The organism is Pseudoxanthomonas sp. GW835-FHT14C01 (genome assembly GCF_058793715.1).
The window spans coordinates 903,236-927,808 of sequence record NZ_JBXAGB010000003.1 but is presented as its reverse complement, the minus strand read 5'-3'; the positions used below and the strand labels follow the sequence as shown (position 1 = coordinate 927,808).

At 68.1% G+C, this 24,573-nt stretch carries 24 protein-coding genes; 20 read left to right on the top strand and 4 right to left on the bottom strand.

Translation table 11 applies throughout. The features are described 5' to 3' along the window. The 11 genes from AC1Q5B_RS17745 to AC1Q5B_RS17695 form a co-directional block, all read left to right on the top strand. Positions 1–211: hypothetical protein (locus tag AC1Q5B_RS17745; protein ID WP_492632791.1), on the top strand; the 211-nt coding region annotated here is incomplete at its 5' end. Positions 212–374: 163 nt separating this feature from the next. Continuing rightward, on the top strand, positions 375–2,984 hold the full coding sequence (locus AC1Q5B_RS17740) for an EAL domain-containing protein (RefSeq protein WP_492632790.1): 2,610 nt from the start codon (positions 375–377) through the stop codon (positions 2,982–2,984). 173 nt (positions 2,985–3,157) lie between these two features. Further along, a complete protein-coding gene (locus tag AC1Q5B_RS17735; RefSeq protein WP_492632789.1) occupies positions 3,158–3,562 on the top strand; it encodes a hypothetical protein in 405 nt (134 codons plus the stop codon). A gap of 97 nt (positions 3,563–3,659) precedes the next feature. Next, complete coding sequence (locus AC1Q5B_RS17730; protein WP_492632788.1) at positions 3,660–5,885, top strand: methyl-accepting chemotaxis protein; 2,226 nt, start codon at positions 3,660–3,662, stop codon at positions 5,883–5,885. A gap of 100 nt (positions 5,886–5,985) precedes the next feature. Beyond that, entirely contained in the window at positions 5,986–6,897 is a 912-nt protein-coding gene (locus AC1Q5B_RS17725; RefSeq protein ID WP_492632787.1) for a CheR family methyltransferase, read from the top strand. Continuing rightward, positions 6,894–7,496: a chemoreceptor glutamine deamidase CheD gene (cheD, locus tag AC1Q5B_RS17720; protein WP_492632786.1), complete on the top strand. Its 603-nt coding sequence runs from the start codon at positions 6,894–6,896 to the stop codon at positions 7,494–7,496. Before AC1Q5B_RS17725 ends, cheD begins: the two co-directional genes overlap by 4 nt. Continuing rightward, positions 7,496–8,563, top strand: coding sequence for a protein-glutamate methylesterase/protein-glutamine glutaminase (locus AC1Q5B_RS17715; RefSeq protein WP_492632785.1), 1,068 nt, complete (start codon positions 7,496–7,498; stop codon positions 8,561–8,563). The genes cheD and AC1Q5B_RS17715 overlap by 1 nt, the downstream gene beginning before the upstream one ends. A 284-nt stretch (positions 8,564–8,847) precedes the next feature. Continuing rightward, complete coding sequence (locus AC1Q5B_RS17710) at positions 8,848–10,038, top strand: methyl-accepting chemotaxis protein (RefSeq protein ID WP_492632784.1); 1,191 nt, start codon at positions 8,848–8,850, stop codon at positions 10,036–10,038. Positions 10,039–10,168: 130 nt separating this feature from the next. Further along, the gene (locus tag AC1Q5B_RS17705) at positions 10,169–10,795 is read left to right on the top strand and encodes a histidine kinase (RefSeq protein WP_492632783.1); all 627 of its coding nucleotides are present in this window, start codon (positions 10,169–10,171) and stop codon (positions 10,793–10,795) included. After that, the gene (locus AC1Q5B_RS17700) at positions 10,792–12,507 is read left to right on the top strand and encodes an EAL domain-containing protein (protein ID WP_492632782.1); all 1,716 of its coding nucleotides are present in this window, start codon (positions 10,792–10,794) and stop codon (positions 12,505–12,507) included. Before AC1Q5B_RS17705 ends, AC1Q5B_RS17700 begins: the two co-directional genes overlap by 4 nt. After that, positions 12,500–12,778 (top strand): GIY-YIG nuclease family protein, encoded by a 279-nt coding sequence (locus AC1Q5B_RS17695; RefSeq protein WP_492632781.1) that lies wholly within the window; start codon positions 12,500–12,502, stop codon positions 12,776–12,778. The genes AC1Q5B_RS17700 and AC1Q5B_RS17695 overlap by 8 nt, the downstream gene beginning before the upstream one ends. 147 nt (positions 12,779–12,925) lie before the next feature. On the opposite strand, the gene AC1Q5B_RS17690 is transcribed toward AC1Q5B_RS17695, so the two are convergent. The 4 genes from AC1Q5B_RS17690 to flgA form a co-directional block, all read right to left on the bottom strand. Continuing rightward, the gene (locus tag AC1Q5B_RS17690) at positions 12,926–14,077 is read right to left on the bottom strand and encodes an ATP-binding protein (RefSeq protein ID WP_492632820.1); all 1,152 of its coding nucleotides are present in this window, start codon (positions 14,075–14,077) and stop codon (positions 12,926–12,928) included. Between the two features lie 185 nt (positions 14,078–14,262). Then, positions 14,263–14,607, bottom strand: a complete 345-nt coding sequence (locus tag AC1Q5B_RS17685; RefSeq protein WP_492632780.1) for a flagellar protein FlgN — start codon at positions 14,605–14,607, stop codon at positions 14,263–14,265. A gap of 5 nt (positions 14,608–14,612) precedes the next feature. Beyond that, on the bottom strand, positions 14,613–14,921 hold the full coding sequence (flgM, locus tag AC1Q5B_RS17680; RefSeq protein ID WP_492632779.1) for a flagellar biosynthesis anti-sigma factor FlgM: 309 nt from the start codon (positions 14,919–14,921) through the stop codon (positions 14,613–14,615). Positions 14,922–15,089: 168 nt separating this feature from the next. Beyond that, positions 15,090–15,737 (bottom strand): flagellar basal body P-ring formation chaperone FlgA, encoded by a 648-nt coding sequence (flgA, locus tag AC1Q5B_RS17675; protein ID WP_492632778.1) that lies wholly within the window; start codon positions 15,735–15,737, stop codon positions 15,090–15,092. A 599-nt stretch (positions 15,738–16,336) separates the two neighbouring features. Here flgA and AC1Q5B_RS17670 point away from each other — a divergent pair. The 9 genes from AC1Q5B_RS17670 to AC1Q5B_RS17630 all read left to right on the top strand — a co-directional run bounded on the left by AC1Q5B_RS17670 (position 16,337) and on the right by AC1Q5B_RS17630 (position 24,545). Further along, positions 16,337–17,290 carry a chemotaxis protein gene (locus AC1Q5B_RS17670; RefSeq protein WP_492632777.1) on the top strand — a complete coding sequence of 318 codons (954 nt, stop codon included), beginning with the start codon at positions 16,337–16,339 and terminating at the stop codon, positions 17,288–17,290. A gap of 170 nt (positions 17,291–17,460) precedes the next feature. After that, complete coding sequence (gene flgB / locus AC1Q5B_RS17665) at positions 17,461–17,847, top strand: flagellar basal body rod protein FlgB (RefSeq protein WP_492632776.1); 387 nt, start codon at positions 17,461–17,463, stop codon at positions 17,845–17,847. 11 nt (positions 17,848–17,858) lie between these two features. Then, positions 17,859–18,266 carry a flagellar basal body rod protein FlgC gene (gene flgC, locus AC1Q5B_RS17660; RefSeq protein ID WP_492632775.1) on the top strand — a complete coding sequence of 136 codons (408 nt, stop codon included), beginning with the start codon at positions 17,859–17,861 and terminating at the stop codon, positions 18,264–18,266. Between the two features lie 28 nt (positions 18,267–18,294). After that, positions 18,295–18,975 (top strand): flagellar hook capping FlgD N-terminal domain-containing protein, encoded by a 681-nt coding sequence (locus AC1Q5B_RS17655; protein ID WP_492632774.1) that lies wholly within the window; start codon positions 18,295–18,297, stop codon positions 18,973–18,975. A gap of 37 nt (positions 18,976–19,012) precedes the next feature. Then, on the top strand, positions 19,013–20,233 hold the full coding sequence (gene flgE / locus AC1Q5B_RS17650; protein WP_492632773.1) for a flagellar hook protein FlgE: 1,221 nt from the start codon (positions 19,013–19,015) through the stop codon (positions 20,231–20,233). Between the two features lie 28 nt (positions 20,234–20,261). Beyond that, entirely contained in the window at positions 20,262–21,014 is a 753-nt protein-coding gene (locus AC1Q5B_RS17645) for a flagellar basal body rod protein FlgF (RefSeq protein WP_492632772.1), read from the top strand. A gap of 837 nt (positions 21,015–21,851) precedes the next feature. Beyond that, positions 21,852–22,637, top strand: coding sequence for a flagellar basal-body rod protein FlgG (flgG, locus tag AC1Q5B_RS17640; RefSeq protein ID WP_492632771.1), 786 nt, complete (start codon positions 21,852–21,854; stop codon positions 22,635–22,637). Positions 22,638–22,671: 34 nt separating this feature from the next. Beyond that, positions 22,672–23,358: a flagellar basal body L-ring protein FlgH gene (flgH, locus tag AC1Q5B_RS17635; protein ID WP_492632770.1), complete on the top strand. Its 687-nt coding sequence runs from the start codon at positions 22,672–22,674 to the stop codon at positions 23,356–23,358. 8 nt (positions 23,359–23,366) lie between these two features. After that, on the top strand, positions 23,367–24,545 hold the full coding sequence (locus AC1Q5B_RS17630) for a flagellar basal body P-ring protein FlgI (RefSeq protein WP_492632769.1): 1,179 nt from the start codon (positions 23,367–23,369) through the stop codon (positions 24,543–24,545). Positions 24,546–24,573 lie beyond the last annotated feature (28 nt).

Here is a 24,573-nt window from a genome sequence, read left to right as displayed (position 1 = left end):
CGCGGCGCGCGCGATGGAAGAGCAGGCCCAGGGCCTGACCGAGTCGGTGTCGGTATTCAAGCTGCAGGGCGTCGTCGTCGCTCCGGTGCGCAAGGCCATTGCCCCGGCGGCCGTGGCCACGCCCAAGCCCGCCGCCAGGGCCGTGGCGCGCAAGCCCGCCGCGCGTACGCCGGAACCGGCCCTGGCCGACGGCGACTGGCAGGAGTTCTGAGCCGGGCCCGCCCCGCTTCGCACGCCCCGTGACCGCGTTCAAGTAATCCCGATCACGGCCGATACGTCACCAGAAGGCCCTCCACCCCCGTCCCGATGACCGTCGCACCTCCCGCCCACGACGACGCCAGCCTCCCGACGCCCAGGTACCACGAGGGGGCTGCATGCTGCGTCGCACGTTGAACGCACTGACGCCGTTGCGCGACGCCGGGACGCCGGTCGAACCGGCGCAGGACAGTCTGTGGCACGTGCTGGAGCAGTCCGTCGATGCCGCGTTCGTCATCGACGGCCGCCACCGCGTGGTGCTGTTCAACCCGGCGGCGGAAGTCCTGTGGGGCTGTCGCCGCGAGGACGTGCACGGCCTGCCGTTCACCCGCCTGCTGGCCGACACGCAGGCCGGCGGGAACGCCGACGCGACCCTGGCCGCCCTGGTCGGCAGCCATCGCGACGCCATGCTGCTGCGCCAGGACGGCAGCGAGAGCGCGTGTTCGGTGTCGATGTCGAAGGTCGTGGTCGGCGAGCACGTGTTCCATACCGCCTTCGTCCGCGACACCAGCGACCAGCAACGGCAACTGGCGCGGCTGCGACAACTATCCATCGTGGTGGACAGCAGCGACAACGCGATCTTCATCAGCTCGGTCGATCGCGAGGTCGTCTACGTCAACAGCGGCTTCACCCGCATGCTCGGCTACCGGCTGGAGGAACTGCGCGGCATCAAACCGTCGGACCTGCTGTCCGGCCCGCATACCGACAGCGCACTGGACGAGCGGATCAACCGCGCGATGGCCGCCGGCGAAGGCCTGCAGACCGAAGTGCTGCTGTATACCAAGGCCGGGCGGCCGCTGTGGCTGTCCGCGGCGATCAATCCCGTCCACGACGAGGACGGCACGCTGCTGGGCCTGGTCAGCGTGCTCAGCGACATCACCCGGACCAAGATGCACCAGGTGCTGCACAACAAGGTCCTGGACGCGCTGGTGCACGAGTGGAGCGTCGCCGACGTGATGACGCTGATCTGCCGCGAGGTGGAGCACATCGCGCCGGAACTGACCGTCTCCATCATCACCGTCGACAACGAAGGGCTGATGCATGCCCTCGCCTCGCCCAGCCTGCCGGAAGCCTGGGCGCGCAAGATCAACGGCCTGCCGATCGGCCCGCGCGCCGGCGTCAGCGGCGTGGCGGCCTGGCGCGGGCGCGCGGTGCTGGTGAAGGACATCGCCAGCGACCCGCTGTGCGCCAACACCCGCCACCTGACCACGCCGCTGGGCTTGCGCGCCTGCTGGACGCATCCGATCAAATCGAGCAGCGGCCGCGTGCTGGGCACGCTGTCGTTCTATTACCGCGAGAATCGCGGCCCGGACGAGTTGCACGAACGCCTGGCCGATACCTGCCTGCACCTGTGCTCGCTGGCGCTCGAACGCGAGCAGACCAACGAGCGCGTGCACCAGTTGGCGTTCTACGACACGCTGACCGGCCTGCCGAACCGCATCATGTTCAGCGCGAAGGCCGAACAGGCGCTGGCCAACGCCGCCCAGGCGAACAGCACGGCCGCCGTGCTGTTCATCGACCTCGATCGCTTCAAGCGCGTCAACGATGCGCAGGGCCACGCCGCCGGCGATGGCCTGCTGCGCGACGTCGCCGCCCGCCTCAGTGAAGAACTGGGCGGCATCAATATCGTCGGCCGCCAGGCCGGCGACGAATTCGTCGCGGTGCTCCCGATGTGCAGCGCCGAACAGGCCGGCAGCATGGCCGAACGCCTCCTGGGCGCGATCGCCGCGCCCACGGCGGCGGGCCTGATGACCCTGCACCCCAGCGCCAGCATCGGCGTGGCGATGTTCCCGGATGACGGCCGCGACATCGACCTGCTGGTGCGCCATGCCGACATGGCCATGTACCGGGCCAAGACCGATGGCGGCGGCGGCTTCCGCTTCTTCAGCGTGGACATGAACCGCCTGGCGCAGGAACGCGTGTCGCTGGAAACCGCGCTACGCGACGCGCTGCGGCTGGACCAGCTCGACCTGCACTACCAGCCGCAGGTCGGTGGCGCCGACGGCCTGGAACTGTACGGCGTCGAGGCGCTGCTGCGCTGGCACCATGCCGACCTCGGCGTGATCCCGCCGTCGCGGTTCGTACCGGTCGCCGAGGAATGCGGCCTGATCGCCGACCTCAGCCTGTGGGTGCTGCGCAAGACCTGCGCGCAGATGGCCGACTGGCGCCGCCGCGGCGTCGACATCCCGCGCGTGTCGGTCAACATTTCCGCGATCAACTTCCGCGATCCTCAGCTGTCGCTGCTGATCTCCGACCTGCTGGACGAACACGGCCTGGTCCCGGGCGACCTGACGCTCGAGATCACCGAGAGCGTCATGCTCGATCCGGATCCGGACGTGCTGGAGAACATCGAAGCCATCTACGTGCTGGGCGTGCGCCTGTCGCTGGACGACTTCGGCACCGGCTATTCCAGCCTCAGCCACCTGCATCGCCTGCCGATCAGCGAGCTGAAGCTCGACCAGAGCTTCGTCCGCGACATCGACACCAGCGCCATCGCGCGCACACTGACGTCCTCCGTGCTGCGCATCGGCGAGAGCCTGGGCATGAAGGTCGTGGCCGAGGGCGTGGAAACCGAATCGCAGCGGCGTTTCCTGACCGAGCAGCGTTTCCCCGTGCTGCAGGGCTATCTGTTCTCGCAGCCGCTGCCGTCCGCCCCGCTGGAGCACTGGCTGCAGACGCAGGGCTACACCGCCGTCCGCGAAACGCAGGCGGAAACCAGCCCCGCGTGATCCATGCCGGCAGCCGCCGCCAGGCGCGAGCAGGACAGGCGAACTGTGACCCGCATCGCAATCACGCATATCCGGGTTCACGGATCCGCTCATCGTCTCAAGTTTGATGCCGCAGGGCCGATCTCAGGCGGTGAGTCCTTCCCTCTTTTCCCTGCCCATCCGGAGTTACTGGCATGAAGATCGCATCCGTCCTGACCCTGTCCCTCGCCGTCGCCGGCGCCGCCCTGCTCATGCCCGCCGCACCGGCCAACAGCCAGTCGCAGATCGACAACGCCATCCCGGCCGACATGGCGGCGCGCTTCACCGGCAAGGCCGGCACCGTCTGCGGCAAGGTGGGCAAGGCCCGCTTCGCCGAGAACACCGAAGGCACCCCGACCTTCCTGTACATGGGCGGCAACTTCCCGCGCCACACGTTCACCGCGCGCATCCCGGGCGATGCCCGCGCCAAGTTCAAGCCGGCCCCGGAAGAACTGGAAGGCAAGGATGTCTGCGTGATCGGCAACATCGAGCGCGACCAGTCGCGCGCCGAAATCGTCGTCAACTCGCCGTCGAACCTGAAGCTGGCCACGATCCGCTGATCCTGTTGATCGCTTCGCGGGCGGGGCATCGTGCCCTGCCCGTCCCGGTTGCACCTGAGAGCGGCGCGGCGCGCGCCCGGTAAAGGAAAAGAATCCCATGCAGCGGATCAAGAACCTCAAACTGACGACGAAGATGATGCTCGCCTTCGGCGTCGTGCTGGCCCTGATGCTGGTCCAGGGCGTCGCCGCGTTCGTCGGCCTGAATTCGTTGAACAGCGTCACCACCGAACTGACCGACGACGTGCTGCCCAGCGTGAAGGCGGCCGGCGACCTGCAGAGCCTGCTGGGCGAATACCGGACCAACTCGTACCGCCAGCACGTGCGCGCCAGCGATGCGGTCAAGGCCGAAGCCAGGACCCTGGCCGCCGCGACCGAAAAGAAGATCGAGCAGTCCACCAAGGATTACGCCACGCTGATCGCCAGCGCGGAAGAAAAGAAGGCCTACGACACCTTCGTCAAGGAATGGAAGGCTGCCCGGCAGTCGTACGACGAAGTGCAGGAAATGCTGGACCTCGGGCTGCCTGACGATGCCGTGGACACCTTCATCGGCGCCACCCGCGACCAGCATCGCAAGGCCAGCGCCGCGCTGGGCACACTGATCACCGTCGTCGACGGTCAGGCCAAGGCCGCGAGCGAAGGCGCCCACACCACCTACACCACTTCCAGCACGCTGATGATCGTGATGCTGCTCGCCGGCATCGTCGGCGGCCTGGCCCTGGCCTGGTTCTTCGCCCGTGCGATCGCCAACGCCGTCGGCGAAGCCGTCCGCGTGGCCAACGACGTCTCCGCCGGCAAGCTGGACGGCAAGATCGACACCAGCCGCTCCGACGAGGTCGGCCAGCTGCTCACCGCCATGCAGCGCATGCAGACGCAGGTACAGTCGGTGATCTCCGCCCAGAGCGACATGGCGGCACGCCACGACGAAGGCCAGATCAGCTTCCGCATGGACGACAGCGCGTTCCCCGGCGAGTACGGCCGCATGGTGCGTGACACCAACGCCCTGGTCGCGTCGCATCTGCAGGCGATCGGCGATGCGCTGAAGATCATGCAGCGCTACTCGGTCGGCGACCTGAGCCTGGACATGCCGGAGCTGCCCGGCGAAAAGGCCAACCTGACCGAAACCATGCACGCCACCAAGACCAACCTGTCGGCGATCAACGGCGAGATCAAGCGCCTGGCCATGGCGGCCTCGTCCGGCGATTTCAGCCAGCGCGGCGACGTGGACAAGTACCAGTACGACTTCCGCGACATGATCGACGGCCTGAACCAGCTGATGGAGACGACCGACGAGAATCTGGCCGAAGTCTCCGAACTGCTGCAGGCGATCGCCCGCGGCGACCTGACCGCACGGATGGAGGGCGACTTCCATGGCGTGTTCGCGACCATGCGCGACGACGCCAACGCCACCGTGGCCCAGCTGACCGACATCGTCGGCCGCATCCAGGACGCGTCGACCTCGATCAACACCTCCGCCGGCGAGATCGCCAGCGGCAACTCGGACCTGTCCCGCCGCACCGAGCAGCAGGCGGCGAATCTGGAAGAAACGGCGGCCTCGATGGAGGAACTGACCTCCACCGTGCGCCAGAACGCCGAATCGGCCCGCCAGGCCAACCAGTTGTCGATCGGTGCCGCCAGCGTGGCGTCGCAGGGCGGCGAAGTGGTCGGCAAGGTGGTCACGACGATGCGCGACATCGAGCATTCGTCGAAGAAGATCGCCGACATCATCTCGGTCATCGACGGCATCGCCTTCCAGACCAACATCCTGGCGTTGAACGCGGCGGTGGAAGCCGCGCGCGCCGGCGAGCAGGGTCGCGGTTTCGCGGTGGTCGCTTCGGAAGTGCGTACGCTGGCCCAGCGCAGCGCGAATGCGGCCAAGGAGATCAAGGGCCTGATCGAGACCTCGGTCGACAAGGTGGCCGACGGCTCCAAGCTGGTGAACCAGGCAGGCACGACCATGGCCGAGATCGTGGCCAGCGTGCAGCGGGTGACCGACATCATGGCCGAGATCTCCGCCGCCTCGCAGGAACAGTCGGCCGGCATCGAGCAGGTCAACCAGACCATCACCCAGATGGACGAGACGACCCAGCAGAACGCCGCGCTGGTGGAAGAAGCCTCCGCCGCGGCCCGCTCGATGGAAGAGCAGGCACAGGCGCTCAGCGAATCGGTGGCGGTGTTCAAGCTGCACGCCCATGCCGCCCCCGTGGCCGCCAAGCCGGTCAAAGCGGCGCCCGCTCCTTCGCCGGCCAAACCAGTCGCACGCGCCGCCGCCAGGACGGTGCTCGAACCGGCCCTGGCCGAGGGCGACGACTGGCAGGAGTTCTGAGGCACGCGGTTTGCATCAGGCCGGCCGATGACCGATGCCCCGTCCTCGCGGCGGGGCATCGACCCGGCACTCCCTCAGTACCCGCTCTTTCGAGACGCCCATGTCCGTCAGTCCCCGCTCCATCGCGCCGGCCACCACGACACGACGGACTCCCGCCCTGCCTGCCCACGATGACGTCCCCGCGCCGGGCGCGCGCGACTTCGAGTTCGACGACCGCGATTTCCGCCGCGTCGTCGACCTGATCCGCCAGCGCGCCGGCATCGCGCTCGCCGACGGCAAGCGCGACATGGTCTATGGCCGGCTCTCGCGACGCCTGCGCGCGCTCGGCCTGCGCAGTTTCAAGGACTACCTGGACCGGCTGGAGCGCGACGGCGGCGACGAGTGGCAGGCGTTCACCAACGCGCTGACCACCAACCTGACCTCGTTCTTCCGCGAGCCGCACCACTTCGAACGCCTGCAGGAGGAGCTGGCCAAGCGCCGCCACGACGGCCCACTGAAGATCTGGTCCTGCGCCGCGTCGACCGGCGAGGAACCCTACTCGATCGCGATCTCCGCCTGCGAGGCCTACGGCACGCTGACGCCGCCGGTGCGCATCCTGGCCACCGACGTCGATACCCAGGTGCTGGCCACCGGCGAGCGCGGCGTCTATCCGATCGAGCGCATCGCCGGCCTGGACGACGCGCTGAAGCGGCGCTATTTCCAGCGCGGCAGCGGCCCCAACGAAGGCAAGTGCCGCGTGCATCCGGCGCTGCGGCAGCTGATCGAATTCCGCCCGCTCAACCTGCTGGCGCCGCGCTACGACGTGGCCGGACCTTTCGTGGCGATGTTCTGCCGCAACGTGATGATCTATTTCGACAAGCCGACCCAGCGCGGCATCCTCACCCGCCTGGTGCCGCACCTGGCCGACGACGGCATGCTCTATACCGGGCACTCGGAGAACTACCTGCACGCGGCCGACATCATCCAGCCCTGCGGCCGCACCCTGTACCGGCGCGCCGGGACCGCCGCATGAGTGCCGCCGCGGCCGCCTTCGCCGATGGCAGCGTGATGCGCTACCACGACATCCGCTTCAAGACCGACGCCGCCAAGCTGCTGCCGACGCAGTACCTGGTCGTGGACGACCACACCGCCCTGGTCACCGTGCTGGGGTCTTGCGTGGCCGCCTGCATCCGCGACCCGCTGCTCAAGCTGGGCGGCATGAACCACTTCCTGCTGCCCGACGGCAATGTCGGCGACGGCGCGCCCGCGCGCTACGGAAGTTATGCGATGGAACTGCTGATCAACGACCTGCTCAAGCGTGGTGCGGCGCGCAGCCGGCTGCAGGCCAAGGTGTTCGGCGGCGCCAACGTGCTGAAGGGCTTCACCAGCAATCCGGTGGGCACGCGCAATGCCGAGTTCGTCCGTCGCTATCTGGACGCCGAGCGCATCCCGGTGGTCGCCGAAGACCTGCGCGGGATCCATCCGCGCAAGGTCTGGTACTTCCCCGACAGTGGTCGCGCCGTCGTGCAGCGCCTGCCGCACGCCCACGATGCCGAGGTGCTGGCGGCCGAGTCCGCGGCCCGCGCCCGCCTGTCCAAGGCTCCCGTCACCGGGGGCGTGGAGCTGTTCTGATGAGTACGACCCCTTGCCGCGTGCTGATCGTCGACGACTCGGCGGTCGTACGCCAGATCCTGACCGAAATCCTGTCCCGCGACCCCGGCATCGAGGTCGTCGGCGCCGCCGCCGATCCGCTGCTGGCGCGCGACAAGATCAAGCGCCTGAACCCGGACGTGATGACGCTGGACGTGGAAATGCCGCGCATGGACGGCCTGGCGTTCCTCGAGAACGTCATGCGGCTGCGCCCGATGCCGGTGGTGATGATCTCCTCGCTGACCGAACGCGGCGCCGACACCACGCTGCAGGCGCTGGCGCTGGGTGCCGTGGACTTCGTCTCCAAGCCCAAGCTCGATGTCGCCAGCGGATTGCAGTCGTATTCCGACGAGATCATCGCCAAGGTCAAGACCGCCGCGAAAGCGCGCGTGCGGCCGTTGGCGCGCACCGGCGCGCCGCGCGTGAACCTGGATACCGCACTGCCGGCACCGCCGGCGCTGCGCTTCCGTACCACCGACCGCCTGATCGCCATCGGCGCGTCCGCCGGCGGCACAGAAGCATTGCGCGTGGTGCTGGAACAGATGCCAGCCGACGCGCCCGCGATCGTGCTGACCCAGCACATCCCCGCCGGCTTCAGCCGCGCCTTCGCCGAGCGGCTGGACCGCCATTCGGCGATGGCCGTGCGCGAAGCCAGCGATGGCGAAGCCATCCTGCCCGGCCATGCCTACCTCCCGCCCGGTGGCCAGCACATGCGGATCATCCGCGACGGCGCGCGGTGGCGGGCGCGCATCGACGACGGTCCGGCGGTGAACCGCCACAAGCCGGCGGTCGACGTGCTGTTCCGCTCGGTCGCGCAGAGCGCGGGCGGCAACGCGGTCGGCGCCATCCTCACCGGCATGGGCGACGACGGTGCGCGCGGCCTGTTGGAAATGAGCCAGGCCGGCGCCCCCACCCTGGTGCAGGACGAAGCGAGCAGCGTCGTCTGGGGCATGCCCGGCGCAGCCATGCGGATGGGCGCCGCCAAGGAAGCCCTGCCGCTGGAACGCATCGCGCAGCGCCTGCTCGACCTGGCGGCATCGATCGCGTGAGCTGCTGGCGACTCTCTTGTGGAGCCCCTGCAGGAGCGACGTGAGTCGCGACCGCACAGCCGATCCCATCCTGACCTGCGATACGAACCCGCTGCGATGACGGCACGGACTCCACACCCTCAGCGCTCATGGCCTCTCCCACGCGCGGTCGCGACTCACGTCGCTCCTACAGGGGCGCAACGGCGGTCACAGATCGTCTCCAACCGCGAAACCCGCGGATTTCCCGCCTAAAGAGCCGATCCGCACGGCCGATACCCATCAGTGAGCTTCAGCAGAGAGCACCCATGTATTCGCGCATCCTGGTTCGTCTGGCGGCACCCCTCATCCTCACCCTGCTGTTCCCGGTGTCGGTCGGCTTCGACTGGCCCAACGCCCTGCAATGGGCCCTGCTGACGTCGCTGACGCTGGCCTGGCTGATCTTCGCCTGGCTGACCGTCGTCAACTCGCACCAGATCTCCCCCGAGCACGCCAGCGTCGTGCGCGAACAGGATGCCCTGCTGACCGAACTGCGCCGCTTCGTCAACAACGAGATCGAAGGCTCCCGCAGCGAGATAGACCGCGCCCGCGAGCTGATCCGCGAGGCCGTCAGTAACCTCGGCGGCAGCTTCGATGCGATGAACCGCAAGTCGCGCGAACAGAGCGCGGCCATCTCCCGCATCATCGACCGTAACGGCGAGGGCGACCGTGCCGGCGTGGACGTGGCGCGCTTCGCCCAGAACGCCAGTCAGCGCATGGAGCAGCTGGTCGAGGCGCTGGAACAGGTGGCCGGCCAGAGCGGCACCACCGTGCACCATATCGACGACATGGCGCAGCACCTGGACGGCATCTTCTCGCTGCTGGAGGACGTCAAGTCGATCGCCGACCAGACCAATCTGCTCGCGCTGAACGCCGCCATCGAAGCGGCGCGTGCCGGCGAGGCCGGTCGCGGCTTCGCGGTGGTGGCCGACGAGGTGCGCAACCTGTCCGAGCGCTCCACCGCCTTCAACGAACAGATCCGCAAGCTGGCCCACAGCTCGAAGGAATCGATCGCCAAGGTGCGCGACACCGTCTCGAACATGGCCTCGCGCGATCTCGACCGTTCGCGGGAAGCGCGTTCTGAAGCGGCCGGCATGCTGAACCAGGTTGCCGCGATCAACGCCTCGCTGGGCGACGGCATGCGCGAAGTGTCGATGTGCGGCCACGCCATCGACGCCAGCGTCGCCGACGCTGTCCGCTCGCTGCAGTTCGAAGACATCGCCACGCAGTCGCTGGGCAGCGCGCAGACCCACCTCGACCGCCTGACCGCGATCAACAAGGAAGCGCTGGCCCTGCAGGAACTGCTGCACCGCACGGGTGGCGCCACCGACAACGAACTGCTCAGCGCCCTGCGCCTGATCGGCAACCGCCTGCGCGACCAGCGCACCGAGTGGGAACGTCCGCCGCACAAGCCGGTGGCGCAGCAGAACATGGGCGCGGGCACGGTCGAGCTGTTCTGACCCTCCCTTCCCGCAGAAGCGCACGACGGGGCGGCCAGCGATGGCCGCCCCGTTTCGTTCCGGGCTTTACCGCGCCATCGGTCCGCCACATGGCTGGCATACTGCGGCCGTTCCCGCTCCCGCATCGCCCATGCCGACGCCCCCTTCCTCCGACCTGCTGCTGCAACTGTTCCGCCTGCAGGAAGCCGACCGCCATCGCGTCGGCCGCGCCTTGCACAACCAGGTCGGCCAGGCGCTGTCGGCGATCCGGATGGGTGCACACCTCGTGCAGTCGGAAGACGATGCCGACGTCCGCGCGGAAGACCTGCAGGAGATCATCCGCGCCAGCGACGAGGCCGTCGCCATCGTGCGCGACCTGCATGCCACGCTGCACCCGCCGCAACTGGATTCGATCGGCCTGGATGCCGCCCTGCGCGCCGAGCACGAACGCCTCTTCCCCGGCGAAGGCGCGACGCTGTCGCCGTTGCCGCAGGCGCCGGTGCCGGATACCGCCCTGGTGGCGTTCCGCATCGCGCAGACGGCGATGCGCGCCGCAGCCAACGCGGGGGATCCCCTGGCCCTGACGCTGGCGGGCGATACCGAGGCATCCGGCGTGTTCACGCTCGAACTGCAGGGGGATACCGTCGCCGTCGCCGAGCTGCCGCTGCTGCAGGCGCTGGCGAGCGCGGCGGGCGGCGACCTGACGGCTGTCGCAGGCGCACCGTGGCGACTTCGCCTACCCTATGGGCCCCTGTCCTCAGCCGCCGATCCCGCGTGAATTCCGAACACGCCCACCTGCCCCGCCTGCCGCGCCTTGGCGCCGGCGAAGCCGATCTGCAGCGCATGGTCGATGCCGCCACGAACGACGGCACGCCGCTGATGCTGCTGTATCTGGACATCGACCACTTCCGCTCGATCAACGAGAACATGGGCGTGGAAGTCGGCGACGAGGCGCTGGCCATCCTCAGCGACCGCCTGCAGCGGGCGCTGGGACCGGAAGCGCGCGCCTGGCGCCACGGCAGCGACGAATTCATCGTGGCCGTGCCGCGCCTGCCAGGCACCCTGCCGCCCGAGCGCTTCGGCGACCTGCTGCGCGAGCAGATCGAGCTGCCGATGACGGTGCTGCCGTACACGCTGTTCCTGACCGGCACGCTCGGCGTCGCCCTGTGTCCGGAACATGCGGACACGCCGTCCGGCCTGCTGCAATGCGCGGAAAGCGCGATGGAACAGGCCAAGCACGAAGGCATGAACCTGGTGCGCCTGTACCGGCGCGGCGCGGCGATCACCGCACGCAGCGACAGCATCATCGCGCGGCAGATCGTCAACGCCATCCACCACAACGAACTGCGCCTGTTCTACCAGCCGCAGATCAACGCGCACGACGGCCGCGTCATCGGCATGGAGACGCTGCTCCGCTGGTACTCGCCTGCGCTCGGCCTGCTGGTGCCGGAGCGCTTCATGCACGTGGCCGAGAAGCTCGGCGTGATCGTGCAGATCGGCGACTGGGTGCTGCGCAACGCCTTCAAGCAGGCACGCGTGTGGCGCGACTGGGGGTTCGACGACTTCGAGATCGCGGTCAACGTGTCCACCCTGCAGCTGCTGCGTCCCAGCTTCGTGTCGGAAGTGCTGGAGGCGATGCAGGAAGCCGGCATCCCGCCGCAGATGGTGGTGCTGGAAGTGCGCCAGAACGCGCTGGCCAAGGACATGAACCTGGTCCATCGCACGCTGGCCCAACTGCATCGCGAAGGCGTGCGGCTGACGCTGGACGATTTCGGCATGGGCGATTCCAACCTGGATTCGCTGGTGCGCTTCTCGGTGGACAAGATCAAGATCGACCGCAACTTCGTGAAGGGCGTGCCCTCGGGCCCGCGCGAAGTCGCCATCACCTGCGCCATCATCGCGATGGGCCACCAGTTGGGCATGAAGGTCATCGCGCACGGCGTGGAAACCGACACGCAGCTCGGCTTCCTGCGCCGCAACCAGTGCGACATGTTCCAGGGCCACCTGTTCGGCGAGCCGATGTCGGCCGAAGACGCCGGCGCGGTGCTGCGCCGGCGTTACCTGCGCGCGGACGCGTTCGCCGCGACCAAGCCCGACCGCACGCTGCTGCTGCTGGACGACGAGGAGAACATCCTGCGCTCGCTGGTGCGCCTGTTCCGCCGCGACGGCTACCGCATCCTCGCCGCCAGCAACGTCACCGACGCCTTCGAACTGCTGGCGACCAACGACGTGCAGGTCATCCTGTCGGACCAGCGCATGTCGGACATGAGCGGTACCGAGTTCCTCGGCCGCGTGCGCCTGCTGTACCCGGACACGGTGCGGCTGGTGCTGTCCGGCTACACCGACCTGGCGACGGTGACCGAAGCGATCAACCGCGGCGAAATCTACCGCTTCCTGACCAAGCCGTGGAACGACGACGACCTGCGCGAACACATCCGCCAGGCCTTCGCCACGTACGAGAACCAGCCGCACCACCGCGCGCATGCCTGACACCGCCACCCCGACACCGGGCGGCTGGTGCCTCTATCTGCTCGAATGCCGCAACGGCGCCTGGTACGCCGGCATCACCAACCGCCTTGAGGTGCGCTATGCCGCGCATGTGGCCGGCACCGGCGCGAAGTACACGCGCGCGAATCCGCCAGTGCGCCTGCTCGCCCAGCGCGGCTACCCCGACCGCGGCGCGGCCTCGCGCGCGGAGGCGCGGCTGAAGCGCTTGCCCAGGGCGAAGAAGCTGGCGTTCTTCGACGCGCCTCCGTTGTAGGAGCGACGTAAGTCGCGACCGCGGAAATCAAGCAACCCACGCGGCCAGCTCGTGGATCGGCGGTTGATCGCCATGCCCCACGCTCATGGACACCGCGTTCTTCCGGTCGCGACTTACGTCGCTCCTACGGGGATGCGCGGTGACGGCTCACGCCGCGTCGGCGGCCGGCTGCCGTATCGGCAGCACGATGCGGAAGCAGGCGCCGGCGCCGGGCTCGTTGCGCGCTTCGATGCGGCCGTTGTGCTTCTTGACGATGCCGTAGGAGATCGACAGGCCCAGGCCGGTGCCGCTGCCGACCGGCTTGGTGGTGAAGAACGGGTCGAAGATGCGCTGCAGGATCTCGTCGGGGATGCCGTGGCCGCTGTCCTGGACTTCGACCCAGACCTCCTCGCCCTCCACGCCGGTGCTGACGGTGATGGTGCCGCGCTCGTCGATGGCGTGGCTGGCGTTGAGCAGGATGTTCATGAACACCTGGTTCAACTCCGAGGGACGGCACTGCACCAGCGGCAGCTTGCCGTAGTGCTTCTCCAGCGTGACCTTGTACTTCAGCTCGTTCCAGATGATGTTGATGGTGGAATCGAGGCCGGCATGCAGGTCGGCGGACTTCCAGCTGTCGTCGCGGCCCGAGTACGAGAAATCCTTCAGGTTGCGCACGATGGCGGTGACGCGCTCGATGCCCTCCCGCGATTCGGACATCAGCTGCGGCAGGTCGCCGGTGATGAAGTCAATGTCGGAGCGCGCGCGCAGGTCCTCGATCTCGGGCAGCATCGCCTTCGGGTCCGGCAGGCGCAGCGCGCGCTCGTACACTTCGATCAACGAGAACAGGCTGTGCAGGTACTCCTGCAGCGAACCGAGGTTGGAGTGCACGTAGCCGATGGGGTTGTTGATCTCGTGCGCGACGCCGGCGGCGAGCTGGCCGATGGAAGCCATCTTCTCGGACTGCACCAGTTGCTCCTGCGCACCGGCAAGCCGCACCAGCGTCTGGCGCAGCTGGGCATGGCGGCGCTGCAGTTCCTGCTGGCGCGCATGCGCTTCGCTGACGTCGTGGAAGACCACCATGCAGTGGCCGCCGCCAGCACTGTCGTGGAAATACGCGCGCACCTGCAGCACGACGCCGTCGGCCAGGGTCAGGTCGGTGTTCCAGCGGCCGGTCTCGCGCGCGGTGCGGATCGCATCCACCGGCAACAGGGCGGACAGCGCCGCCAAGGCGTGGTCCTCGTCGTTGACCAGCGCGCGCGCCGCCGCATTGGCGTGCAGCGGACGGCCATCGCCACGAAGCAGCAGATAGCCGTCGTCCATCAGTTCGGCGAGCGCCTTGAGATCGGCGAAGCTCGGGATGTCGTCCACGGCGCAGGCGCCGGAAGGCGGGTTCGTCAGCGGGTCTGTGGCCACGGATGGATCGGGTGGCGAAGGGGCGCCAGTATCCGGCGCGGCCGCGGGAGCGGCAAGGTGCGGGGTCGCAGTTTGCGGATCCGGCACCGGGCTCAGGCGACCGCGATGGGACGCGGGGCGGCGGTCGTCGACGTCTGGCCCTGCGCGTCGTACGCGCCGTGGCTTTCGGTGCGGCCGAGATGGCGCAGCGCCCAGTTCACTTCGCGGCGGCGACGGGCCAGCAGGATGCCGTTCGCATGGTTCTTCTCGGCCAGGTCGGCCAGCTTCTCGCGCAGGTCGTCGGGGAAGCCGAAGCCGGCCGCGGCGGTTTCCAGCGCGCGCAGGGCATCCAGCTTGTCCTGCGTGCAGCGCATGAGCGCCTCCACGTCGTGCTCGACGATGGCGCGACGCTCCTCTTCCAGGGCCGCGGACAGTCGCTGGAGGGAGGCGTGGTTCATTGCGCTCAGCGGCCCAGCTGCTCTTCCAGGCCCAGCATGCCGTCGGCGATCGCCTCGGCGTTGATCTTGTAGGCACCGGACTGCAGCGCTTCACGCACGGCCTGCACGCGGGCTTCGTTGATCGCCGGAGCGCTGGACAGCTCGCGCTGCATCGCCTGCAGGCTGGTGGCTTCACCGGTCAGACGCAGGCTGTCGCCCGCCGCACTGGCTTCCACGGGGCTGGAACGATCAGCGCCTGCGGACGCCACGCGGCCGCTCACGGGACCGGTGGTGCGGATGGCGGCAGGGGGAGTGCCTTCGATTTTCTGGTTCATGTCAGTCGCCTGTCACAGGGTTCATGGGAGTTATCGGCCGCCACCCGCTCGACTTTAGTGACGGATCGCACAATTCCGAGGAGGGGCCGGGTTTTGCCCGATGTCCTTCCACCCAGCGTCGGTATCGGCACCCTCCGGAACATCTTGAGGGCGAATGCGGATTTTTTTTCATCGGCTCACCCAGACGTCGCCGCCTGCGCCCACGATGCCCTGCACCACCCTGCGCGAGGACAGGTTTTCGACGGTCACCCGTTCGTTCTCGCCGGCGTCGGCCAGCGCCTTGCCCGCCACGCGGACCTCGACGCCGCCCCGCCGGGACACCAGTGCCACGTTGTCGCCGCGCCGCACCAGCCGCTGCGCGACCAGGTCGGTCGAGGCCAGCACGGCGCCGGCGGGCAGCATGCGCCGTGCGACGCGGCCCACGGCCTGCGCGGGATCGGCCACGGCGGCACCGACGATGCGCGAGGCGTCGCGACGCTCGGCGACGAAGGCGTCCGCGGTGATGGTCTCGCCCGGCGCGATACCGCGTGCCAGCACGAGTACGGTCTGGCTGCGGCGGACGCGCACCGGCACGAACAGGCGCCAGCCATCGGGACAGCCGACTTCCACGCTGTTGCTGCCCTGCACGCGCGCGACCAGGGCGGCACTGCAGCGCGGCAGGCGCAAGGCGGGATCGAGCGTGGCCTCGGCTTCGCTGCCGGCGGGCAACGCGCCGAGGGCGGCCGCCTTGATGCTGTCGACCGGCTGGAAGTCCGCGGCCAGGACACTGCACGCGGTCAGGCCGCCGATCAGGGCGGTGGTCAGGCGCAGCAGCATGGTCGGACTCCGGTGGTTCATCGGCGTGGAAGCTGCAAGCGGTGTGCCAGAAGTCGCTTCTTCGTGGGACCTTCGGTGTGAGGTTCTTGACGCTGGGGTTTGGTGCCGCTCGCCGCGGGGGCCTTCTTGACCAGCCATACGGCTGTTGAAAAGCACTTCTTTGTTTATGCAAAGAAAAACACACCCCAGGCGGCACGCCCTCCGCGCTGCGCGCTCCGGGTTCGAGAGCGGGCCGGGAGCAATAGCAACAGCACGCCTCGATCCCTCAGGTGCGGCACTTGGGGCCCCTGAGGTCCGGCAGTCCCGGCGGGCGGACCGTCGGGGGGTGTTTCTTTTGCCGACTTTTCTTTGCACAAGCAAAGAAAAGTAGGGCCTCCGCGGCGAACGGCGCCATGCCGGCACCATCGAGGAACGATCCCGGCAGGCCCCAGGAATCCAACGCGACGGCTTGGACAAGCCCAAACGGTTCGTACAGGCACCCGACTTCCGTTGCCCCTCACCCTAACCCCTCTCCCGCAGGGAGAGGGGCTAAAAGCCTCGAAGGGCTGGAAGGCCCGCGACCTGCTCAAGACCCCTCCCCCCCGGCCGATATGCTGTGCATGACCCAGGACCTGCTCAACCGCATCGACCAGCGCACCCGCCTGGCCGGCCACAACCGCCTCGCCCTGCTCCTGTTCCGTCTGGGCGGGCGTCAGCTTTTTGGCGTCAACGTCTTCAAGGTGCAGGAAGTCCTGCGCCGTCCGTCGCTGTTCCAGCTGCCCGGCCTGCCCACCGAGTTCGTCGGCGTGGCGGACGTGCGCGGAAGGTCGGTGCCCGTGCTGGACCTGGGCCTGAGCATCCGCCATCCCGAGCGCGACCCGAATCCCGAGAACGCCCCCAACTACCTGGTCGTCACCGAGTTCAACCGTTCGGTCCAGGGCTTCCTGGTCAGCGGCGTGGAGCGCATCGTCAACATCGCGGTCGAAGACATCCACCCGCCACCCGAACTGGGCGCGGAAAACAGCTTCCTGACCGCCGTGACGCGGTTCCAGGGCGAACTGATCCAAGTGATCGACGTGGAAAGCGTGCTGGCCGACATCTGCCAGTCGCGCATGGATGCCACCCTGGCGCCCGAGATGGCGCTGCCCGCCGATGCCCCGCCGATGCAGGTGCTGGTGGTGGACGACTCGCGCGTGGCGCGCTCGCAGATCCGCAGCGTACTGGAGCAGTTGGGCGTCACCGCCACCCTGCTCTCCGATGGCCGCCAGGCGCTGGACCATCTCTTGCAGGTGCACGCCGCCGGCGAGAACCCGGCCGAGCGCTACGCCATGGTCATCTCCGACATCGAGATGCCGGCCATGGACGGCTACACGCTCACGACGGAAATCCGGCGCCACCCGGGCCTGGCCGGCCTGTACGTATTGCTGCACACGTCGCTGTCGGGCGTGTTCAACAACGCCATGGTCGAACGGGTCGGCGCCAACGCCTTCGTGGCCAAGTACAGCCCGCACGAGCTGGCCGAACACGTGCTGTTCCGGCTGAATCAGGTGGTGGCGGCAAGAATGGCCGCCTGACGGCGTAGAGCGGAGCTTGCTCCGCTGACTGTCGGACCGGATCCCACGCCTGGCCGTCGAGCAGTCGAGCAAGCTCGACGCTACGGCTTCCTTTCCAGAAGCTCGCGCCGAGCGCGCGTTCTGGCACACGCCTTGCAACTGCCCCGGCAACGGTCTGCCGGAGCGGTGCCATGTCCAATCCCATCTCCAACTATCTGGGCGTCCATGCCGCGGCGCTGCCGCTGCGTGAGCAACGGATGCAGCTGATCGCCAGCAACCTGTCCAACGCCGACACGCCCAACTTCAAGGCAAAGGACCTGGACTTCCAGGCCGCACTTGAACAGGCCGCCGCCAAGGCCGCGCCGCTGCAGAGCACCCACGAGCGGCACCTCACCCTGCTCAATGCCTCGCCGCGCGTCTTCGAACGCGATGGCGTGCAGCCCAGCCTGGACGGCAACACCGTCGATGCCGATACCGAGCGCGCCGCCTACGGCCGCGCCGCGCTGGAGTACCGCGCCTCGCTGAGCTTCATCGAATCCAAGGTGCGCACCATGCTCACCGCGATCACCGGCCAGTAAGGAGGCATGCCATGAGCAACCTGCCCATCTTCGACGTCGCCGGTTCCGCGCTGCAGGCGCAGTCCGTGCGCCTGAACACCATCGCCAGCAACCTCTCCAATGCCGACTCCATCGCCTCCTCGCCGGAAGCGGTTTACAAGCCGATCGAGCCGATCTTCCAGGCGCGCAGGCTCAACGCGGACGGTTCGCTGACCTCGGTGCAGGTGAAGGAGATCACGCAGAGCGAAGCGCCCCCGATCAAGCGTTACGAACCCGGCCACCCGATGGCCGACGCCGACGGCTACGTCTATGCACCGGACGTCGATCCGGTCGCGCAGATGGTCAACCTGATCTCCGCCTCGCGCGGTTACCAGGCCGGCGTGGAAGTGCTGAACACGGCCAAGGAACTCGCCCTGGCCACCCTGACCATGGGGCGCTGATGCGTCCCTCCCCTGACCGAGCACGCGCATGACCACCGTCAATGGCGATCCGTTCGCCGCCCTCAATGCCAGCGGCACCGGTGCGACCCCGAAGAAAAAGGCCGACACGCTGGGCCAGGCCGATTTCATGCGGCTGATGACCGAGCAGCTGAGCAACCAGGATCCGCTGAAGCCGCTGTCCAATAGCGAATTCGTCGCCCAGCTGGCGCAGTTCTCCACCGTGCAGGGCATCAGCGACCTCAACAGCACCGTCAACGGCTTCACCGCCGCGCTGACCGGCGACCAGGTGCTGAAAGGCGCCTCGCTGGTCGGGCATTCGGTGGTGGTGCCGTCCGAATCGATCGCCCTGCCCGCCTCCGGCAACGCCACCGGGCTGGTGATGTCGCCGGGTGCCGGCAAGGTGACCTTCGAGATCAAGGACGCCAGCGGCATCGTCGTCGACACCGTCGAAGTGGACGCCACCGGCAAGGGCGAGACCGCGTTCGCGTGGGACGGCCTGAAGGCCAACGGCGAACGCGCCGAGGCCGGCAAGTATTCGATCAAGGCCACCCACACCGCCGCCGACGGCACCGGCACCGCGCTCAACACCTACGTCGATGCCCACGTGGACAGCGTGACCATCGGCTCCGACGGCCTGTACCTCAACCTGCCCGGCCTGGGCACCGCCCCGCTCGACTACGTGCTGCGCATCGGCAAGTCGGCGTCCTGACACCCACGCTCCCACCGCATCCCGCAAGGAGTCTTCCATGGCATTCAACAGTTCCCTGTCCGGCATGAGAGCGGCCAACGCCGACCTCAACGTGACCTCGCACAACATCGCCAACGTCAACACCACCGGTTTCAAGGAATCGCGCGCGGAGTTCGCCGAGGTGTTCTCGTCCACGGGCTACGGCCTGCTGCGCAACGGCATCGGTGCCGGCGTGCGCCTGACCAACGTGGCCCAGCAGTTCTCGCAGGGCGACATCAACCAGACCGGACGCTATCTGGACATGGCGGTGGACCGCGAGGGCTTCTTCACGGTCAGCAACAACGGCACCAACGTCTACACACGCGCCGGCAATTTCCAGCGCGACCCGAACGGCTATGTCACCACGCCGGAAGGCTACCGCCTGCAGGTGTTCCCGCCGCGCGCCGACGGCGTCGGCTTCGACACCGGCAACATGACCGACCTGCGCCTGCTGACCACCGACAGCCCACCCTCGCCGACCACCAACGTGGAACTGGGCGTGACCCTGCCCGGCAACGCTGCGCAGCCGACGATCTCGCCGTTCTCGCCCACTGATAGCGCCAGTTACAACGAGACCACCTCAGTCACCGTGTACGACTCGCTGGGCGTGGCCCACCAGCAGACCGTCTACTACGTGAAGACGCCGAATCCGAACGAGTGGCAGATGCACTCGTACGTGGATGGCACGTCGATGGGCGCGCCGACCACCGTGCAGTTCGACAACAACGGCACCCTGACCGCACCGGCCAACGGCCAGATCACGCTGGCGCCGTTCACGCCCAGCACCGGCGCCGGCGTGCTGAACATGACGATGAACATCAGCGGGACCACCCAGTACGGCGAGCAGTTCGCCAAGCGCATCCAGAACCAGGACGGCTACGCCACCGGCAAGCTCAACGAGTTCAGCGTGTCCGAAACCGGCGTCGTGTACGCACGCTATTCCAACGGCGTGGACCGCCCGCTGGGCCAGGTCGCGCTGGCGAACTTCAGCAATCCGCAGGGCCTGGTGTCGCAGGGCAACAACACCTGGACGCACAGCTATGCCTCGGGCGAGCCGCGCATCGGTGCGCCGGGTACGTCGGACTTCGGCCAGGTGGCCTCCGGCGCGCTGGAAGCCTCGACCGTCGACCTCACCGAACAGCTGGTCAACATGATCGTGGCGCAGCGCAACTTCCAGGCCAACTCGCAGGCCCTGTCCACGCAGGACCAGATCACCCAGGCGGTGATCAACATCCGCTGATCCGGCAGAGGCCGACGGAGACTGACGCATGGACAAGGCCCTTTATGTCGCGATGACCGGCGCTCGCGCTTCGCTGCAGGCGCAGGGCACCGTGTCGCACAACCTGGCCAACGTGGACACCAAGGGCTTCAAGGCCGCATTGGCCGGCACCGAGGCGTTCAAGATCCAGGGCCAGGGCTTTCCCTCGCGTGTGGACGCGGTGCTGATCGATCCCGGCTTCGACGGCCGGACCGGTTCTCAGATGGTCACCGGCCGTTCGCTGGACATCTCCCTGCAGCCGAACCGATGGATGGCCGTACAGGCCGCAGACGGGGGTACGGCGTACACGCGCAACGGCGAGCTGAGCATCACGCCGAACGGCCAGCTGGTCACCGCCGGCGGCCGTGCGGTGCTGGACGACAACGGCAACCCGATCGCGGTGCCGCCGGCGCAGTCGATCGACATCGGCGCCGACGGCACGGTGTCGATCATCCCGCAGGGCGAAGGCCCGCAGACGATGGCGGTGATCGGCCGCATGCGCATCGTGGAAGCGGCGCAGTCGCAGCTTGCACGCGGCGGTGACGGTCTGATGCGCCCGTCGGATCCGCAGGCGCCCGCCCTGCCCGCCGCCACGGGCAACAGCCTGACGATGGGCGTGCTGGAAGGCAGCAACGTGGATGCGGCCGGTGCGCTGGTGCAGATGATCCAGTTGCAGCGTCAGTTCGAGATGCAGGTGAAGGTGATCCGCAGCGGCGACGAGATGGCGCAGTCGTCGAACCAGTTGCTGCGCCTCGGCGGCTGACGCTTTTGAGCCCCTCTCCCACCGGGAGAGGGGCTGGGGTGAGGGGCAACGGAGTCAGTATCCTTCGCGCCCTACCCTTGGAACCGCGTCCGCGATGCCATTGGTTTCATGGCCTTGCGGGGCAGCCTTTCTTTTTCTGGATGCATGGTGCCGCTCGCCGCGGAGGCCCTACTTTCTTTGCTTGTGCAAAGAAAGTAGGCAAAGAAAGCACACCCCGGCGGTCCGCCCGCCGCTGCGCGACGGGTGCGCAGTCCCGGCGGGAATTTTCGGACGGGGCATCCTGCCCCGGCCGAAAACGCCGCACATCCTTGTGCGGCGCCCCTGCGGGGTTTTACCCGCCGCGACTGCCGGACCTCAGGGGGCCCATAGAGCCACCCCAGATATCTACGACACGGGCTTTAGCTTTACTGCCTTTCGGGTCCCCATGAGGCACGGCGAGTGGGCCGGGTAAAACCCGAAGGGCGCCGCCCTGGATGGGCGGCGTTTTCGTATGGCACAGGGATGTGCCTTACGAAAATTCCTGGCCCGCTCGCGAACCCGGAGCGCGCAGCGCGGAGGGCGGGCCGCCTGGGGTGTGTTTTCTTTGCTTCTTTCTTTGCACAAGCAAAGAAAGAAGGCCCCCGCGGCGAGCGGCGCCCTCCTTCCGCGCAAGAAAGCCCCTCCGGCCCCGCCGCCAGAAAAATGCCGCCCCCGGCCCTCAGGCCATGACTCCGGTCCCAGATCGGCCCGGATCCCAGCGCCAGAACCACGACACCCGTTCCGGCACAGGACTTGCCTGAGAGGAGGCGAGGAACCGCATCGCGCGATTCCACCCCTTCCACCGCGAGGAACCCCGCCATGAACCAAGCCCTCTGGGTCGCCAAGACCGGACTGGACGCACAGCAGATGCGCATGTCCGTGGTCTCCAACAACCTGGCGAACACCAACACCACCGGCTTCAAGCGCGACCGCGCCAGCTTCGAAGACCTGCTGTACCAGCAGGTCCGCCAGCCCGGCGGCTCCACCTCCTCGCAGACGCAGCTGCCCTCCGGCCTGCAACTCGGCACCGGCGTGCGCGTCGTGTCGACCTCCAAGGACTTCCAGCAAGGCAACCCGCAGCAGACCGGCCGTTCGCTGGACGTCATGGTCAACGGCCGCGGCTTCTTCGAAGTGCTGCTGCCCGATGGGTCACCGGCCTATACGCGCGACGGCTCGTTCCAGATCAACGCGCAGGGCGAACTGGTCACCAACAGCGGCTACCCGGTGCAGCCCGGCATCCAGGTGCCGGAAGGCGCGCAGTCGCTGACCATCGGCAACGACGGCACCGTCAGCGTGACGATGGCCGGCCAGGCGCAGGCGCTGGAAATCGGCTCGCTGACGCTCACCGACTTCGTGAACCCTTCGGGCCTGCAGGCCAAGGGCGAGAACCTCTACGTCGAGACCACCGCCTCCGGCCCCGCGCAGAACGGCACGCCGGGCCTCAATGGCCTGGGCAGCGTGGTGCAGGGCTCGCTGGAAGGCTCCAACGTCAACGTGGTGGAAGAACTGGTCAGCATGATCGAGACCCAGCGCGCCTACGAAATGAACGCCAAGGCCATCTCCACCACCGACTCCATGCTCGGCTACCTCAACAACAACGTCTGACGTCGTTCCTACCCGACACGCGAAGAGACACGCCATGAAGCGCTCCACGTCCGCCACCACCCTCGCCTGCGCGCTGATGCTGCTGCCGGGCTGCGCGCGCTACTACGGCGACGTGCGCCCGTACGCGCCGATGCAGCCGATCCAGCCGGTGGTCGCCGCATCGGCGCCGGCCACGGCAGGTTCCATCTATCGCGCCGGCCCCGGCCTGAACCTCTACGCGGACCGCCGCGCACGCGACGTGGGCGACCTGCTGACGATCAACCTGGTGGAGAACACCGCTGCGCAGACCTCGGCCACCACCTCGGTGGACAAGAAGACCGAGATCGCACTGGCCGCGCCGAACATCGCCGGTGCGCCGGTCACGCTCAACGGACGCGACATCCTCAGCGCGTCGGTCAACGGCGATCGCGGCTTCAACGGCACCGGCAACAGCGCGCAGAGCAACCGCCTGCAGGGCAGCGTGACGGTCACCGTGATCCAGCGCTTGCCGAACGGCAACCTGGTCGTGCAGGGCCAGAAGAACATGCGCCTGAACCAGGGCGACGAACTGGTGCAGATCCAGGGCATCGTGCGTCCGGCCGACATCAACCCGGACAACACCATCTCGTCGGGCAAGGTCGCCGACGCGCGCATTGCCTACGGCGGTCGAGGTGCCATCGCGCAGTCCAACTCGATGGGCTGGCTCGGCCGCTTCTTCAATTCCCCGATCTTCCCGAACTGAGCTCCGCGATGGACACCCACGACTCCAACCACGCTGCGCCCACGACGAAGAAGCCGCGTCGCATCGACACCTACACGCTGCTTGGCCTGCTGGCGTGGATCGGCCTGGTGCTGATCTGCCTGGCGCCCGCCGCGCGCGCCGAGCGCATCAAGGACCTCGCGCAGGTCGGTGGCGTGCGCAGCAATCCGCTGGTGGGCTACGGCCTGGTCGTGGGCCTGGACGGCAGCGGCGACCGCACCAGCCAGGCGCCCTTCACCGTGCAGAGCCTGAAGAACATGCTGGGCGAACTGGGCGTCAACGTGCCGGCCAACGTCAATCCGCAGCTGAAGAACGTGGCCGCCGTGGCGATCCACGCCGACCTGCCCGCCTTCGCCAAGCCCGGCCAGCCGATCGACATCACCGTATCGTCGATCGGCAACGCCACCTCGCTGCGCGGCGGCAGCCTGCTGATGGCGCCGCTGCGCGGCGCCGACGGCGAGGTCTATGCCATCGCCCAGGGCAACCTGGTGGTCGGCGGCTTCGGCGCGCAGGGCAAGGACGGTTCGCGCGTGTCGGTCAACGTGCCCAGCGTGGGCCGCATTCCCAACGGCGCCACCGTCGAACGCGCCATCCCCAATGCGCTGGACAGCGGCGAAGGCACCGTCACCCTCAACCTGCACCGCGCGGACTTCACCACCGTCTCGCGCATGGTCGCCGCGCTGGACCAGAACTTCGGCAGCGGCAGCGCCTACGCCGTCGACGCGGTGACGGTCGCCGTGCGTGCGCCCGCCGACGTCTCGCGCCGCGTCAATTTCCTCGCCCAGGTCGAGAACCTGGAGCTGACCCCCGGCAGCGCGCCCGCCAAGGTCATCGTCAACGCGCGCACCGGCACCGTCGTGATCGGCGCGCAGGTGCAGGTGATGCCGGCGGCGGTGACGCATGGTTCGCTGACGGTGACGATCACCGAAGCCGCCAACGTCAGCCAGCCGAACGAATTCTCCCGCGGCGGCCAGACCGTGGTGACGCCGCAGTCCAGCATCTCGGTCAGCCAGGAAGGCAACCGCATGTTCAAGTTCGAGGGCGGCACCTCGCTGGACGAGATCGTCCGCGCCGTCAACGAAGTCGGCGCCGCCCCCGGCGACCTGATCGCGATCCTGGAGGCCCTGAAGCAGGCCGGCGCCTTGCGCGCGGAGCTCGAGGTGATCTGACATGGCCAGCCTGCCCATCGGAACGCTG